Source organism: Legionella sp. 27cVA30, assembly GCF_024160945.1.
GTDB classification, from domain to species: domain Bacteria; phylum Pseudomonadota; class Gammaproteobacteria; order Legionellales; family Legionellaceae; genus Legionella_A; species Legionella_A septentrionalis.
Genome location: NZ_JAMYXK010000001.1, coordinates 1,108,722 through 1,124,059 on the forward strand (window position 1 = coordinate 1,108,722; position 15,338 = coordinate 1,124,059).

Here is a 15,338-nt window from a genome sequence, read left to right on the forward strand (position 1 = left end):
CCAAATGAAATATAACCAGTCATACTATAGTACTGTAACTATAAAACAGGATAAATAAAAAATTCATGCATTATTCACGCGCATAACCTATTAAATCTAAGCTTCGTTGCAAATATTCAGCAAGAAAAGGATGGCCCAATAAATAATCAGGCAAATTATCCGGTAAATTATTTTGTGCAGATTGTCGAGCGCTCTCCCAATCGTCAAAATCACCGCGTCCTAAGTACATTAAGGTCAGTAAATCCAGTTTTTTTTCCACCGTTAATGCGTCAATAACATTTTTTATCTCAAGATAAGTTAAATCATCCTGGTGATCGGCTAAAATTTGCGCCCAATCGTATTCATATTCCGTTTCAGGCATCTGTTCACCAAAGGTAACTTCTTCTTTCGCATGAAATTCTTTAGTTTTTTCAATTAAGTCACTCACAATTTGCGGGTTTACAGATAAAATATCGATGCTTAACATGGCTACATTCCTTTGCCTTATATGCTTATAATAATTATAGAACACCGACTAAATAGAGCATGAGTACCTTAGGTAGAGAAGCGATAACTTGAGAATATAATTTCTATAAAATTATAGAAATTATTGGCCAGTTATCTAATTATCGTTAGTAAAATTAAATATAGGAAGTTATTTTAAGCGATATGAATACCCCATTTCTTTCTTCCACAAACGAATTGATACAGCAGGCGGAACACGCGCTAACGAATTCTTTATCGGTCCTTAAAGACTTGGCTCAACATGCGGATGCTTTGCCTGGGTCTGATTCAGTGGGAGGTAGAGTACAAACCCTGCAATTAATTTTACAGTATCGATTAGATACCCAGGATGCTCTATTGCGGCTTTTACACATTGAACAAACGCTGCTGCAAGTTTTAGGGATTGCGCCGCAACATTCTTCCCGGATTAACATGGAGAGAATTGCTTTTGCCCTGGGCCACGATGATTTACGCCACATTTTGCATGCATTAAGTCAATTGATTGATTCTTTGGCAAAGATTGCGAATCGGATGGGAAACCGCGAGCGCTTCACTGATCAAGTCACACACCAGCAAGCATTGAAAGCCAGCAATCGTTATTTAAAGTTTCAAGAGCGTTTGCAGAGCGCTGCTGAACAACAAAAGCGTTTTGTTATCACATTGGATGATATTCATCGGAACATAAAAGAGTTGGTGAAGCGGGAAGCAATCGGACCTGTTCTTGATCACATTGCGGCACTGCGCGGTCCTATATCGCAATTTTTTCAAGCAGTACAAAATGGTTTGGGCTTATCCCATGCCCTTTACGAAAAAACTAATAAAAACATGGGCGTAACTAAAGAATTGAGCATTTTGTTGCAGCAGGCAGATTTAGTATTGCGTGAAATCCCGGCTTTGCATCCGCGGCAAACTCTTCTTTCGCCGGCAAAAATGTCAAGCCCCGATCGCTTGGAAGAACGTGCAACTGCAAAGCGAATGGGGCATTTTTTTCATTTGTAATGACGCCTTTTTATGCCAAGATATTATCCAAGTCATGTGCCAGCAAACGTCGATTGGCGCGAAAATACGTAAGCGGCGAATGTTCAAGCAAGTCGGATAATCGCTCCATGTAGATGCAAGCATAGCGGTCCACTTGATAGGCAAAATAACTTTCTTCTGCCCCAGCCCGAAAAATTCGCTCCCATTTTGGATTAAAAAATTTATGTTGTTCCTGCAGTAATTCCATGATTTGTTTGTCAACCGCATTTATTTGTATCTGTAAAGCCTGAATTTCATTGTCATAGACATGCGTTTCTTCTTCAATGCTTTTGGTATTTATCTTGATATAATTTTCTTCAAGTTTGCGCTTCGTTTTCATGGCAGCGTTAATCTGCAATTCAACGGGCCTTGCTTTTACCTGTGCTGCTATCTCATCGCCGAGTTCTTCTACGACGAGAGCCGTGCGCCAATTACAGTCTTTCTTTAAACGTAAAATATCGCCATAAATATGATCGCCAATATATAAAATTTCATCTCCTTTTAAATGCAAATCTTCTGTGAATTTTGTTGCATATCCTCCCTGATAGACACCGGGAGTAATTTTTCCTGTAACGTTGGTCATTGTGCCGGTTGTCGGATGAACGGCAAGAAATCTTGACTCGTCATAGAAAAAACGCGGTTTATTGGCGAGTGTAATCACATATTCAAACAAATCCTGCCAATTTTTGCCTTTTTCCATGAAAGGATCGATAGTGTATTCCAATAAAAGTTTTGCATATTGATACTCAGAATTGGTCAAAATAAATATTTTTTTCCCATGCTTGATGTAACGTTTAAGCCCTTCTACTACGGTGTGATCTTGATAGACAAACTGCTCCGGTGCATCACAGATCCGCCGCTTCAAGGTGCCTTCTGCGTGGACTTCATCCACGCTGTTTAATACGTCTAACGCAATGACATTATAACTGGGTAGTTCATGAGGGTATTGATCTTTATAATCAATTAACTGGCTATATAAAACGCAAAATGCAATGGAGAAAGACGTATCGATAGCCATGTAATTCGGATCACCTAAATCCACATAAATACTGCGGTAAAACTGCTTTTGATCAGAAAATTGTATGGCTTGTGTACCATGATAACTCTGGCGGATAGCTGCATATCGACTTAATTTTAAGATATTGCCATTCTTGCTATCGACTACCAGCCCACGAATTGCATCTTTAAAATTAAATTTAAAGCTGCGGATGTTTTCAGGATATTTCTTACTGTTTATCAAATTATCAATGACCAATTGATACACTAAAGCTTCGAAGTTTTCAGTTTTATAACGGATCAGCGTATGATCCATATCCAAGCCGATAAACTTAATTTTTTTCATGTTCAAGATGCGGTTTACAAAAACTTTCTGATTCATGCCTTTTCTCTCAAATATTTGCCGTTAAAGAGCGTTGTACTAATCATGGATATATGGCTGATAGTCGGGGAACCACATGGTGTTATGAATTGCTGTCTCAATGTTCTTTTCAGACTGCGCATCTGCATGTTTTTCTTTAATCGCTTCCAATAGGACTGCTTTTGCGATGTGCTGACTGACTTTGCGTATGGACGTTAGTTCGGGTAACAAGCATCCTTGGCCGGTAATAGTCGCGGGTGCCAGTTCACTCAGTGCTAATGCTGCGGCCATCATCATGCCATCCGTTACCCGCTTGATTTTACCCGCAACCACGGCTAAGCCTATGCCGGGGAAAATATAGGAATTATTGCATTGCGAAATGCTTATTTCTTCCCCATTTATGTAGACTGGGGCAAACGGGCTGCCTGTCGCCACTAAAGCTCGGCCTTTTGTCCAGGTTAATAAATCATTAGGAGTAGCTTCCGCTCTGGAAGTGGGATTTGACAGAGGAAAAATAATGGGCCGCTGGCAATAATGACCCATGGTTTCCACCATGGTTTGCGTAAATTGGTTGGCTTGACCGGATACACCGAGAAGAATAGTCGGTTGTGCGTGCTGGATGACATCCAAAAGGCTGAGTTGTTTCCTTGCTGGTTGCCAACCTGATAATGATTTGCGGGAATGGGCAAAAGGTTTTTGAAATGGCAGCAATCCAGGCAACTCATCATGCAATAACCCTAAGCGATCCACGAGATAAAAACGGGAACGCGCCTCTTGTTCGCCGAGCCCCTGGCTTACCATCATTTGCACTAGTTGTTCGCTAATGCCGCATCCTGCCGAGCCTGCCCCTAATAAAGCGATCCGATGCTCCCTAAGTGGCATGTTGCTAATTCGTGTGGCGGCCATAATGGCTGCCACAGTCACTGCTGCTGTACCCTGGATGTCATCATTAAATGTACACAATTGCTCACGGTAGCGTTGCAATAAAGGATAGGCATGTTGTTGGGCAAAATCTTCGAATTGCAATAATGCTTGTGGGAAATGCCGCTTGACCCCTTGTACAAATTGATCGACAAAATGATCATACTCACTGCCATTTATACGAGTATGACGCCAACCTAAATATTGCGGATCATTTAATTTTTCCTGGTTATTTGTACCCACGTCGAGAACGATGGGTAAAGTTTCACCAGGATTGATGCCACCGCAAACCGTATATAAGGATAGTTTACCAATTGGGATACCAAGCCCGCCTGCACCTTGATCGCCCAATCCTAAAATGCGTTCACCATCGGTCACCACGATGACCCGTATACTGCGTTCCTGTGCAATGGACGCCAGGATGGCATCCATTTTATGTGCCTCCGGATAACTGATAAACAATCCTCGCGGTTGCCGGTAAATATGATGGAAAAATCGACAAGCTTCACCTACCGTAGGCGTATAAATGATCGGTAACATTTCCGTAAGATTTTCTAAAACAAACCGGTAAAACAAAACTTCATTGCGATCTTGTAAAGCGCGCAAATAAATATGTTGCTCAAGTGGGCTCTGTTTTGCTGCATAAGCATCACGGCAGCGTTGTAATTGCTCGCTAATTGTTTCGGTATTGGCGGGAAGCAAGCCGTATAAGTGAAATAATTCTTTTTCTTCGGGAGTAAACGCAGTGCCTTTATTTAATAAAGGATTGCGCAGTAATGTTTGTCCAGTTGCAGATACTTTAATTGCCATCTGTTGCCCCTGTATCCTTTTGCTTATAATAACAATTCAGTAATTCCCTTATGCATTTTGCATATTAGCACGTATGCTGTTGTTAACAAGCAAGGAAGACTCAAAGCTGCAAAAGAAGGCGTAAATTCAGAGTCTTAAGATAGGGTATGGTTTTTTAAAATTTAAGGATTGCAAAAAAAGTGTTCAATAAAGATACCATTTTCCTGGGTTTTTTGTTATAATTTCCGCCACTTTTAAACCCGGGCTAGGAGTCATGGTTGTCTGAGTCAGTTGCAATTGATTCGCAGGGCATTTTTCCTCGCACTTATTGGATGCCTTGGCTGGTATGTTTATCAGCCGGATTATTTTTTCTGTACGAATTTTTTCAGCTCAATCTATTTGATGTGATTAATGAGCCATTGCGCCAGGAATTTCACATCAATGCTGCAGAATTGAGTTGGATGTCCAGTGCTTACCTTTGGGCAGACATCTTGTTTTTGCTGCCTGCCGGAATTATTCTTGATCGGTTTTCTACCCGTTTTGTTATTTTAGCCGCCATGTTTATCTGTGTGTTAAGCACGGTGGGATTTGCTCTGACCCACTCATTCGTCTGGGCTTCTTTTTTCCACTTTCTATCCGGCATCGGGAACGCATTTTGTTTTTTATCTTGCGCTGTTCTGGTTTCACGCTGGTTTCCGCCGCGCCGGCAAGCGCTTGTCATCGGTTGCCTGGTGACGATGGCATTTATAGGCGGCATGATGGCGCATACTCCTTTGGCATTTCTAAATGAGCAATATGGGTGGCGAAACGCTTTATTTATTGATGGCGGAGCAGGGGTATTATTATTTTTCTGGATTTTTTTTACGGTCAAAGACCGCCCTGACAACCAGAAAAAGACAAGCTCTGTGAATCAAGCGGCATCGTCCGGTTTTTCACGGGCATTGCTTAATCCGCAAAATTGGCTGGCTGGCTGTTTTACTTCTTTCCTTAATTTGCCGATTATGGTGCTTTGTGCCTTGTGGGGTGCAAGCTATCTGGAAACCGTGCATCATTTATCCAAGATGGCAGCCAGTAATGCCGTTAGCTTGATTTTGGTGGGGAGCATCATCGGGTGTCCTGTTGTTGGGTGGTTATCTGACTACATGGGGCGGCGCAAACCGCTGATGATCCTTGGCGCTATGGCAACTTTGCTGACGGTTCTGCCATTGTTTCTGCATAGCTCCATTCCTCCGGTAGTTTTATGCACACTATTTTTTTTGCTTGGGTTTTTTACCAGTACTCAAGTGATTTCATACCCCCTGATAGCTGAGAGTAACCCAGCCAGCAGCACCGGCTCTGCGACCGGGATTTCTTCAGTAATTATCATGGGTGGCGGTGGCCTCGGGCAGGTTTTGTTTGGCATATTAATGCATCATCATGCCGGGGCAGCGCAGTATTCAGCAGCGGATTTTCAGTTCGCTATGTGGATGTTCCCTGTTACGATTGTGGCTGCGCTAGTAGCCGTTTTCTTTACCCGTGAAACCTACTGCAAACGTTATAGTTAAGGAGTCTTTTTTATGCAGCCATTGGTGGAAGAATACAGAAGATTCGACCTGGTAAAAACAACGCTGTTACCATGGATAATTTGCTTCGCTGCATCCTTATTTCTCTTTTATGAATTTATTCAGGGCAATATGTTTGCCTCGATTGCAGATAACATAATGCGGGATTTTCATATTCAAGCCGACAAAATGACTTATTTGTCCAGTATTTATTATCTCGCCAATGTAATTTTTCTTTTTATTGCAGGGATATTGCTCGATCGTTTTTCAACAAAAAAAACCATAGTAATTGCCATGCTGCTCTGTATTTTGAGCACATTTCTTTTGGCTTATGCCCACTCGTTTTACCTTGCACTTTTTTGTCGGTTTGTAACAGGCATCGGTAGCGCATTTTGCTTTCTTGGACCTATCCGTATTGCTTCGCGCTGGTTCCCGCCTAACCGCATGGCGCTGGTTACCGGCGTAGTCGTGACTATTGCCATGACAGGCGGTATGTTGGCCCAATATCCATTAACCAAATTGGTGCTTGAATTAGGTTGGCGCGATTCGCTTATTCGAGTAGGTTGGCTGGGTGTCGCATTATTATTATTCATGATGTACTGGATTAAGGATAAGCCGCAAGAAGAGGCCTTAGCCACCGCCAAAAAACTGGATGTATTAACCACGGCAAAAATGGCTTATCTAAATTTGCAAACATTTCGGGCGGCTCTTTACACCAGCTTGATGAATATGCCTATTGCCGTGCTGGGGGCAATGATAGGTTCTTTATATTTAATGCAGCGGCTTGGGGTGAGTAAGGAAGATGCTGCATTGGTTAATTCCATGTTATTCCTCGGTGCCATTGTAGGCGGTCCTGCCATTGGCTGGTTTTCAGACAAATTAGGTTTGCGTGTATTACCCATGAAACTGGGTGTGCTGGCATCTTTGCTTACTCTATTAGGGATTATGTATTTACCCGTATCCCTGACCATGATGGGTTTTTTATTCTTTTTGCTGGGTTTTTTTACTGCCGCCCAGGTAATCAGCTACGCTTTGGTAGCAGAAAGCAGTCCTGCTGCAATGACGGCCATGGCAGTGAGTATGATTTCCTTGCTGACCCAAGGCGGATATATTCTTTATCAAAATTTATTCAGTGCCGTATTGCTATGGCATGGTGACATGCATATGGTTGCGGGAACGCCGGTGTATTCTTTTACAGCGTATCAAACCGCAGCCTTGATCATGCCGCTGGGATTGGGTATTGCCCTGTTCGCATTGTTTAAACTGAAAGAAACGTATTGTCGGCATATTCAAGGATAAGTATGGATTCTGGACGGGTTTGTATACTATTAATGGATTCATTAGGTATTGGTGCAAGTCTTGATGCCCCAAGCTATGGGGATGCAGGCGCAAATACCTTTATGCATATTTACCAGGCTTGCCGGGATAGGCGTGCCGACCAATCCGGATTACGCAATGGCGATTTGCACATCCCCAATCTGGCGCGTTTGGGTTTATACCACGCCGCAATAGCCAGTGCGGGGGTAAAATTTATCGATTTATCCACTTTGGCCGAGCCTGCCGGCTATTATGGCTATGCGGTGGAGCAAAGCCTTGGGAAAGACACCCCTAGCGGGCATTGGGAATTGGCAGGAGTGCCAGTTATGTTTGCATGGGGCTATTTCCCTGAGGCCATTCCGTGTTTTCCCCCGCAATTAATAGAAAAATTCATTGAACGCGCGGCTTTGCCTGGGGTTTTAGGCGAAAAGCATGCATCGGGTACGGTGATTATTGAAGAGCTGGGAGAAGCGCATTTACTGTCTGGGAAACCCATTGTTTACACATCTGCGGATAGCGTTTTTCAAATTGCAGCACACGAAGAGTATTTTGGCTTGGAGCGCTTGTACCAAATTTGCGAAATTGCCCGTGAACTGGTTGATGAGTATAAAATTGGACGCGTCATAGCGCGGCCTTTTACTGGAATTCCAGGAAAATTTAAACGCACTGGCAACCGCCGCGACTACGCAGTACCGCCGCCGCAGCCAACATTATTGGATTTTTTGAAAAATGACGGGCGGGAGGTTATTGCCATTGGCAAAGTGGCCGATATTTATGCGCATCAGGGGATTAGCAAAACCATTAAAGCAGATGGTAATCAAGCGCTTTTTGATGCAACCTTGGAATGCATGAAGACAGCGCCTGATAAAAGCCTTGTCTTTACCAATTTTGTAGATTTTGATTCATCGTACGGCCATCGTCGCGATGTGGCGGGTTATGCTCATGCTTTGGAAGCTTTTGATGCACGTTTACCGGAATTGGAGTCTTTATTAAAGCCTAATGATATGGTTGTCATCGCTGCCGATCATGGCTGCGATCCTACTTTCCCTGGAAGCGATCACACGCGGGAGCATATTCCTGTTTTAATGTTTGGCCCGAATTTAGCCAGTCGTTTTATAGGAAGACGGGAAACTTTCGCAGACATAGGGCAGACGCTTGCAGAATACTTCGCAGTTAAGCCCCTGCAGTATGGACTTTCTTTCTTAAATCAGCCATGAGCTATCCTGTTTCCTTTTTAGAATATTGCACGCTTCTTAATTTGCGCCTCACTTCCATGCGCAAGGAAATTCTTTACATTTTATGGCAAGCGAAAAAGCCTCTGAAAGCCTATGAAATTTTAGAAGCTTTATTAAAAATAAACCCCAATGCCAAGCCGCCTACTGTGTACCGCGCCTTATTATTTTTTGTAACACAAAACATGGTCCATAAAATTGAATCGATTCAGAGTTATACGTTATGCTCTGAACCGGAAAAAAACTTGTTCTCGGAAGTGTTGATGGTTTGCAATAGTTGCCATGAAGTTGTTGAAACCTATGACGCAATGATGCAGGCGTTGGTTTTAAACATAGCGGCAAAAAATGATTTTAAACTAAAACAGCATGTCATCGAGTTGAAAGGAGTTTGCCATAAATGTGCGGTATAGCGCATGGCTTTTATTTTATTCTCGCAGCCATCGTAATTGCTATTCAGATTGCGTTCCAAAACGTATGGAGAAGTAGAGAATTCAATATTGCTGCATGCTGGGTTGCTCAAATATGATACATTTGTGGGTTTTAATGAACTGAGGATTTTCTAATGCCAACTTTGACTGACGCCATAAACGCGATAATTGCTGGAAATGATGAAGATTCAATTGTAGGTAAGTTAACGTCTATTCCCAAGTATCTCTTCTTTCAGCCTTTTCAAAAAAATTTTAGTGATGTGGCGCTCACGGTTACCGCTTCGGTGACCGCCCCCCTTGTTCTGGGAGTGATGACGGCAGTAGCCGCAGCAATGGTGGTAACGCTGCCGCTTGTTGCCATAGCTTTATTTGCTGCTAACCGCTTTTTCGCTGCACGTGGTTACGAGGATGAATATGAGCCAGGGAATGAAGATGACATAAGAAATAAGGCTTTTGTTGGGGGGGCGCTGGCACTGCTTGGCGCCATGATTGCACTGGCTGCGACCCCTATATTATTGCTGTTCACGGTGCTCGCAACCCCACTGGCCTTAGCGTCTGTCATAAGCCGGACAGCAGCGACCATTGCCGATGCGATACAAAGTGAAGACGAATTGAATGCATACGGTTGTCAATAGAAATCGATTGCTAAATTATTGTTTGTTTTATGCAAATTACAGCGGCATCCTTCCCACCATAAATAATTCATCCTGGACCCTCTGAAACCGTCATGAGTTAACTACAGCAGGATGTCATTTAGCTGAAAGTAATTTGCCGAAGATGCAACATAATAGTATTTGTTCAATTTGTGGATGCCATAATGACCATGGCTGCCTAAGGTTGAGTCGCAAAAGATGAGCTGAAGTTTTTAAGGAATTCCATTGTGAAATTTGCATAAACATGATACATTGTGAGTTTTAAATAAACTGGGGATTCTTCTGATGCCAACCTTAACGGATGTATTTAACGTTGAAACGTCGATTGGGACGAAATTAAGGAGTACTTTCTTTCAACCTTTTCAAAAAAATTTCAGTGATGTAGCACTCACTTTCACTGCGCCAGTCAGTGCTCCTCTTTTTTTTGGCATGCTGACAGTGGCTACTGCAGCAGTGGCAGTAGCTTTGCCATTGGCTTCTATCGCTTTATTTGCTGCCAACCGCTTTTTTACAGCACGCGGTGCTGAGCATCAAATTGCAAATGATAGTAACGATATACGCAGCCAAACTCTTGCCTTAAGTGGCTTTGCATTGATTGGTGGCGTGGTGGCATTGGTTGCCACCCCTCTGTTGTTGCTGCTGACGGTGCTGGCAGCCCCATTGGCTTTAGTGTCTATTGCAACCCGTACAGCAGCGACCATCGCTGATGCGGTACAAGGTGCAGAGAATTCTAGACCACAACATGTGTATTAATGGTTTTGTAGTTCTGCCTATGGCTGCATTTGCAGCCATAGCATTCAAATTTATCAGCCTCATCCTTTCACAAGATAATTCCTTCTTAAAATATATTTTTTATAATATATTTGCATAATGTGTTTAATTGTAGTACAATTTGATTTTATTATGCAGTCGAGGATGTATTATGCCCAGATCTTTTATCCCTACTTTAAACGATGTATTAAATTCCGAAGGACTAGAATTTACTGAAAAGGTAAGGTTAGGCATAAAACAAACTTTTTTTCAGCCTCTGCGCCGGGATAATCCCAGAGACTTCGTGCATACCTTGTGTTTGCCAATCACAGCACCTCTTTTTATGACTGCAGCTACAGCACTTGCTGCATTGCTGGCGCCGACGCTATTGGCTGCTTCGGCGGCTTTATACGTGACCCATAAATTTCTTGAGGCACGCGATACCAACAATAATCCGGACCAGGAACATGCCCGGGATTCTGGGTCAGATGTACTTTTCTATAGCAAAATTGCGGCTGAGTATACATTAAAGGCTGCCGGGGTATGTTTCGCACTCACTCCTTTCTTATTGTTGGGTGCTATTTTAAGTGTGCCTTTAGGGCTAGGAGCTATTGTGACCCGTGCAATTGCTACTCTGGTTTCTCCTCCTGCTTATGATGGTGCAGAGAATGAGCCTCAATACCCTAGGGATGCCTGTACAAATAATTGATTTTTTTAGTACAGAAAATGTTTTTATATTATTCAGCAATAATGTTTGTTCAGAGGACGTGCTATGCCGACTATTACCGAAGTTTTGAATGACCAGTATCAATCTATACCGCAAAAAGCCGTCGGGGCCTTGCATGCAACTTTTTTCCAACCCTTCAAAAAAGGAGCTACGAGCGATATTCTCTTCACGCTGGCTTCACCGATTAGTTTCCCGCTGTTTTTGGGAGTGGCTACGGCCATATCCGCTTCTTTGCTGGTTACTTTACCGGTTTTATCCCCCTGTTTGCTGTTCGCCAGTTCTTTTTTAAAAGCACGCGGCGCGGATGCACAGTCCAATGGTTTTTTTAGGCCAGAACATTTATATAATGCTGCCATGGCAAGTTCAGTCCTTGCAGTTATCTGTGCGGTAGCAACTCCAGTATTATTATTGGCAACATTATTGTCTGTTCCATTGGCATTACTCTCCATGGCGACTCGAGCCGGGGCAACTATTGTTGAGTCGGCTCGCGAGCGAAATAATGCAGAATATCCGGCATATTAGGTGTGATGCATAGTGTGCAAACATGGAATGTGGTATTCAAGGGAATATGCCAGGAGGTAACTTAACTTTCTGGATATTCCCCTTGTCGTTATTTTTCATCCAATTTATACATTTTTATTGCAAATCATAATTAGAAAACAAAATTTTATTGCAAAAACTTTACGAACTCCCATCATAATTGCAAATAAAATTACCAATCCCCATTGATTTTTCTGATGTCATCCCCAAATTATGCAATTTGATTTTGTGAGGATTAATTTTGGAACAATTTCGCGGCACAACCATTTTATCCGTACGGCGCGGCAATCAGGTCGTTATAGGTGGTGACGGTCAAGTCACTATGGGTAACACCGTGATGAAAGGAAATGCGCGCAAAGTTAGGCGTTTATATAAAGATAAGGTTATTGCGGGTTTTGCCGGAGGAACGGCGGACGCATTCACCCTGTTTGAGCGCTTTGAAAGTAAACTGGAGCTGCATCAAGGCCATTTGGTGCGGGCTGCAGTCGAATTGGCCAAAGATTGGCGCACTGACAAAATTCTAAGGCGCCTGGAAGCTCTTTTGGTGGTTGCAAACAGCAAGTCATCTCTCATCATCACGGGTAATGGTGATGTAATCGAGCCAGAAGAAAGTTTGATGGCAATTGGTTCAGGCGGTCCCTTTGCACAAGCTGCCGCGCGTGCGCTTCTTGAAAACACGGATTTATCTGCACTGGAGATAGTTAAAAAAGCATTAGCCATTGCCGGCGATATCTGTATTTATACCAACCACAATTTAACCATTGAAGAATTAGACAGTGAGTAATTTAATGAGTGACATAAAAACTGTAATGACTCCGCGCGAGATTGTCGAGGAATTGGACCGATACATCATAGGACAAGACCAGGCCAAGCGGGCCGTGGCTATTGCCCTGCGCAACCGTTGGCGTCGTTTGCAAATCCCGGATAGTATTTTACGCAATGAAATAATGCCTAAAAACATCTTGATGATTGGGCCGACCGGGGTCGGGAAAACAGAAATAGCGCGAAGATTGGCACGCCTGGCAGAAGCTCCTTTTATCAAGGTGGAAGCTACAAAATTTACTGAAATTGGCTATGTTGGCCGCGATGTGGATGCCATTTTGCGCGATTTAACCGACATTGCGGTGAAACAAGAGCGTGAATTGGCTATGAGAAAAGTACAAAATATCGCCGAAGAAGCAGCTGAAGAACGCATTTTGGATACCTTGCTGCCGCCGCCGCGTGGCAATTTAAGCCCTGCGGAAAAAGATTCAGCCACGCGCCAGATTTTCAGGAAACAATTGCGTGAAGGCAAGCTTGATGACAATGAAATTGAAATCGATTTAATGGCTTCCAATGTAGGGGTGGAAATTATGGCACCTCCTGGCATGGAAGAGATGACGAATCAATTACAAGCCATGTTTCAGCAAGTGGGTTCAGGAAAAACAAAAACAAGGAAATTGCCTGTCCGCAAAGCAATGAAATTGTTATGTGAAGAAGAAGCAGCAAAACTTATCAATGAAGATGATATAAAAACGCGCGCTATTGAAAATGTAGAGCAAAACGGCATCGTTTTTATTGATGAAATCGACAAAATTACCAAGCGTCCAGAGCACGGAGGTGATGTCTCCCGCGAAGGAGTACAGCGTGATTTATTGCCGTTAATAGAAGGAACAACGGTTTCAACTAAATATGGCATGATTAAATCGGATCATATCCTTTTTATCGCATCAGGCGCTTTTCATGTCGCAAAACCTTCCGATCTCATTGCAGAGTTGCAGGGAAGATTGCCTATTCGTGTCGAGCTTTCAGCTTTAAGCGTAGAAGATTTTGTGCGGATTTTAACGGAACCAAATGCGTCTTTGACGGAACAATACATTGCTCTTATGGCAACAGAAGGCTTGCATCTTGCATTCACTGAATGCGGCATTCAAAGAATTGCCGAAGTGGCGTGGCAAGTAAATGAGCGCACGGAAAATATTGGCGCACGCCGTTTATATACTGTTATGGAGCGTTTGCTTGAAGTGGTTTCATTCGAAGCAACTGATAAAGCGGGTGAAACCGTATGCGTCGATAAGGATTATGTGAATCAGCATTTAGGCAAATTAGTAGCGGATGAAGATTTAGCCCGTTATATCCTGTGATAAATCACCAAGTTTGTGCAGGCGCCAAGCGTTTGCACAAATTTAACCCTCATGGTTCTCTTTCAGCATTTTCTGCACTGTCTCTGCTTCATCTTTATTTTCGCGGAATAATTCATCCAAAGTAATGCTTAATTTCTCCTTTAAGTCCTGATCCGTTTCCCTAAGATGTCGATGCCAACGTTTCGCGATCGGTGAATCCGTTGAAATTAATGCATCTACATGCGGGAAGCGGTACGGTAACAAACGGATTAAGTCATAAAATGTTAGATAAGATAAATCCCTGCTTAAAATATAATGGCTGTCTGACGTTGTCTGAATGAGTTTTAAATTCGAGAGTATAGCTAACATTTTTCCTATATCGACGCAAAAAGGCTGGCTGCTGATATTGATTAATTCATCCAATGTCACGCTTCTACCTTGCAATTGTTTGCGCCAAAGAATGTGTAGCCATAATAAGGCGTGCACAAAACCATCCAGAGGCATACCCTGTCGTCTTTGATGATGTACAGAAAGGGCATAGCTGATTTCAGCCCCAATTAAAATGATGACCCAAACCCAATAAACCCACAGGAAAAAAAGAGGAATGATGGCAAAAGCGCCGTATAGCAATTGATAGCTGCCGTATTGAGTTAAATAGTGGCCGAAAGCATGTTTAGCCGATTCAAATAATAAGGTTGCCACTAAAGCGCCGTAAAACCCATGAGTGAAGCGCACCTCGCAGTTGGGTACTACCACATAAAGAAAGGTAAAACCCACTAGAGATAATAAAAAAGGAATAGAGCTTAATAAAAAGGGCGCGTAATAGCCTCTAATTAAAGGCATGGAAAAAAAATAAGAACTGGCGGCCAGGCTTAATCCCAATAAAAAAGGGGCCAAAGATAAAATACCCCAGTACAGGAGGAAAGCTGAAGTGCCCTGGCGAGGCGAACTAACTCGCCAAATTTTATTCATGGAACGCTCAATGGTATACATCACCAACAAGGCAGTAATAAATAGAAAAATAACGCCAATTGCTGATAATTTGGACACTTGCGTTGCAAACAATTGTAAGTAATTCTGAATTGCTTTCCCTGTGGCTGGTACAAAATTCTCAAAAATAAAATCTTGCAAAGGGCCTGAGAAACTTTGAAAAACTGGAAAGGACGATAATACCGCAAATCCAACTGACATCAGCGGCACGATAGCCAGCAAGGTGGTAAAGGCTAGAGCCGAGGCGCGGTAGGTGCAATCGTCTTCAATAAAATGATTCACTACGAATTGAATGAAGAGTTTTGCTTCTATAAATTTTTCTGTGATTTTTTGTTTCAAATTCGCGTAATGAACCATTCTGACGTGCTTGCGTAAATAGGTATTACTACATTTTTTAGTGCAAAATACAAATATATTCAAAAAGTCAGCAAGATAGGAAATTAAGGCTTACAGTTGCCATTTGCCTGGCAGAAGTTGTCCTGTAAGATAGA

Annotated in this window: 15 protein-coding genes; 11 read left to right on the top strand and 4 right to left on the bottom strand. The window is 42.7% G+C overall.

What is annotated here, in order from left to right:
- Positions 1-70: 70 nt before the first annotated feature.
- The gene (locus NKV53_RS05000) at positions 71-466 is read right to left on the bottom strand and encodes a DUF3775 domain-containing protein (RefSeq protein ID WP_126954457.1); all 396 of its coding nucleotides are present in this window, start codon (positions 464-466) and stop codon (positions 71-73) included.
- A 182-nt stretch (positions 467-648) separates the two neighbouring features.
- Between NKV53_RS05000 and NKV53_RS05005 the strand changes: the two genes are divergently transcribed.
- A complete protein-coding gene (locus NKV53_RS05005; protein WP_127032616.1) occupies positions 649-1,482 on the top strand; it encodes a hypothetical protein in 834 nt (277 codons plus the stop codon).
- Positions 1,483-1,492: 10 nt separating this feature from the next.
- Here NKV53_RS05005 and NKV53_RS05010 read toward each other — a convergent pair whose 3' ends face one another.
- Positions 1,493-2,878 (bottom strand): HAD-IG family 5'-nucleotidase, encoded by a 1,386-nt coding sequence (locus NKV53_RS05010; RefSeq protein WP_127032615.1) that lies wholly within the window; start codon positions 2,876-2,878, stop codon positions 1,493-1,495.
- A gap of 39 nt (positions 2,879-2,917) precedes the next feature.
- Positions 2,918-4,588, bottom strand: coding sequence for an NAD-dependent malic enzyme (locus NKV53_RS05015; protein ID WP_127032614.1), 1,671 nt, complete (start codon positions 4,586-4,588; stop codon positions 2,918-2,920).
- Positions 4,589-4,845: 257 nt separating this feature from the next.
- On the opposite strand from NKV53_RS05015, the gene NKV53_RS05020 reads away from it, so the two are divergent.
- From NKV53_RS05020 to hslU, 10 genes are all read left to right on the top strand, one after another.
- Entirely contained in the window at positions 4,846-6,111 is a 1,266-nt protein-coding gene (locus tag NKV53_RS05020) for an MFS transporter (protein ID WP_199739167.1), read from the top strand.
- Between the two features lie 12 nt (positions 6,112-6,123).
- Positions 6,124-7,407, top strand: a complete 1,284-nt coding sequence (locus NKV53_RS05025) for an MFS transporter (protein ID WP_126954461.1) — start codon at positions 6,124-6,126, stop codon at positions 7,405-7,407.
- Positions 7,408-7,409: 2 nt separating this feature from the next.
- The gene (locus tag NKV53_RS05030) at positions 7,410-8,642 is read left to right on the top strand and encodes a phosphopentomutase (RefSeq protein ID WP_126954462.1); all 1,233 of its coding nucleotides are present in this window, start codon (positions 7,410-7,412) and stop codon (positions 8,640-8,642) included.
- Positions 8,639-9,067 carry a Fur family transcriptional regulator gene (locus NKV53_RS05035; protein WP_126954463.1) on the top strand — a complete coding sequence of 143 codons (429 nt, stop codon included), beginning with the start codon at positions 8,639-8,641 and terminating at the stop codon, positions 9,065-9,067. The genes NKV53_RS05030 and NKV53_RS05035 overlap by 4 nt, the downstream gene beginning before the upstream one ends.
- A gap of 152 nt (positions 9,068-9,219) precedes the next feature.
- Positions 9,220-9,720, top strand: a complete 501-nt coding sequence (locus tag NKV53_RS05040; protein ID WP_126954464.1) for a hypothetical protein — start codon at positions 9,220-9,222, stop codon at positions 9,718-9,720.
- A gap of 303 nt (positions 9,721-10,023) precedes the next feature.
- On the top strand, positions 10,024-10,491 hold the full coding sequence (locus NKV53_RS05045; protein ID WP_126954465.1) for a YwiC-like family protein: 468 nt from the start codon (positions 10,024-10,026) through the stop codon (positions 10,489-10,491).
- 169 nt (positions 10,492-10,660) lie between these two features.
- Positions 10,661-11,197 (top strand): hypothetical protein, encoded by a 537-nt coding sequence (locus NKV53_RS05050; RefSeq protein ID WP_126954466.1) that lies wholly within the window; start codon positions 10,661-10,663, stop codon positions 11,195-11,197.
- A 63-nt stretch (positions 11,198-11,260) separates the two neighbouring features.
- Entirely contained in the window at positions 11,261-11,737 is a 477-nt protein-coding gene (locus NKV53_RS05055) for a hypothetical protein (protein ID WP_126954467.1), read from the top strand.
- Positions 11,738-11,996: 259 nt separating this feature from the next.
- Positions 11,997-12,539, top strand: a complete 543-nt coding sequence (gene hslV, locus NKV53_RS05060; protein ID WP_126954468.1) for an ATP-dependent protease subunit HslV — start codon at positions 11,997-11,999, stop codon at positions 12,537-12,539.
- Between the two features lie 4 nt (positions 12,540-12,543).
- The gene (hslU, locus tag NKV53_RS05065) at positions 12,544-13,878 is read left to right on the top strand and encodes an ATP-dependent protease ATPase subunit HslU (protein ID WP_233579651.1); all 1,335 of its coding nucleotides are present in this window, start codon (positions 12,544-12,546) and stop codon (positions 13,876-13,878) included.
- A 42-nt stretch (positions 13,879-13,920) separates the two neighbouring features.
- Here the strand turns inward: hslU and NKV53_RS05070 are convergent, their stop codons facing one another.
- Positions 13,921-15,204 (bottom strand): YihY family inner membrane protein, encoded by a 1,284-nt coding sequence (locus NKV53_RS05070; protein ID WP_126954469.1) that lies wholly within the window; start codon positions 15,202-15,204, stop codon positions 13,921-13,923.
- Positions 15,205-15,338 lie beyond the last annotated feature (134 nt).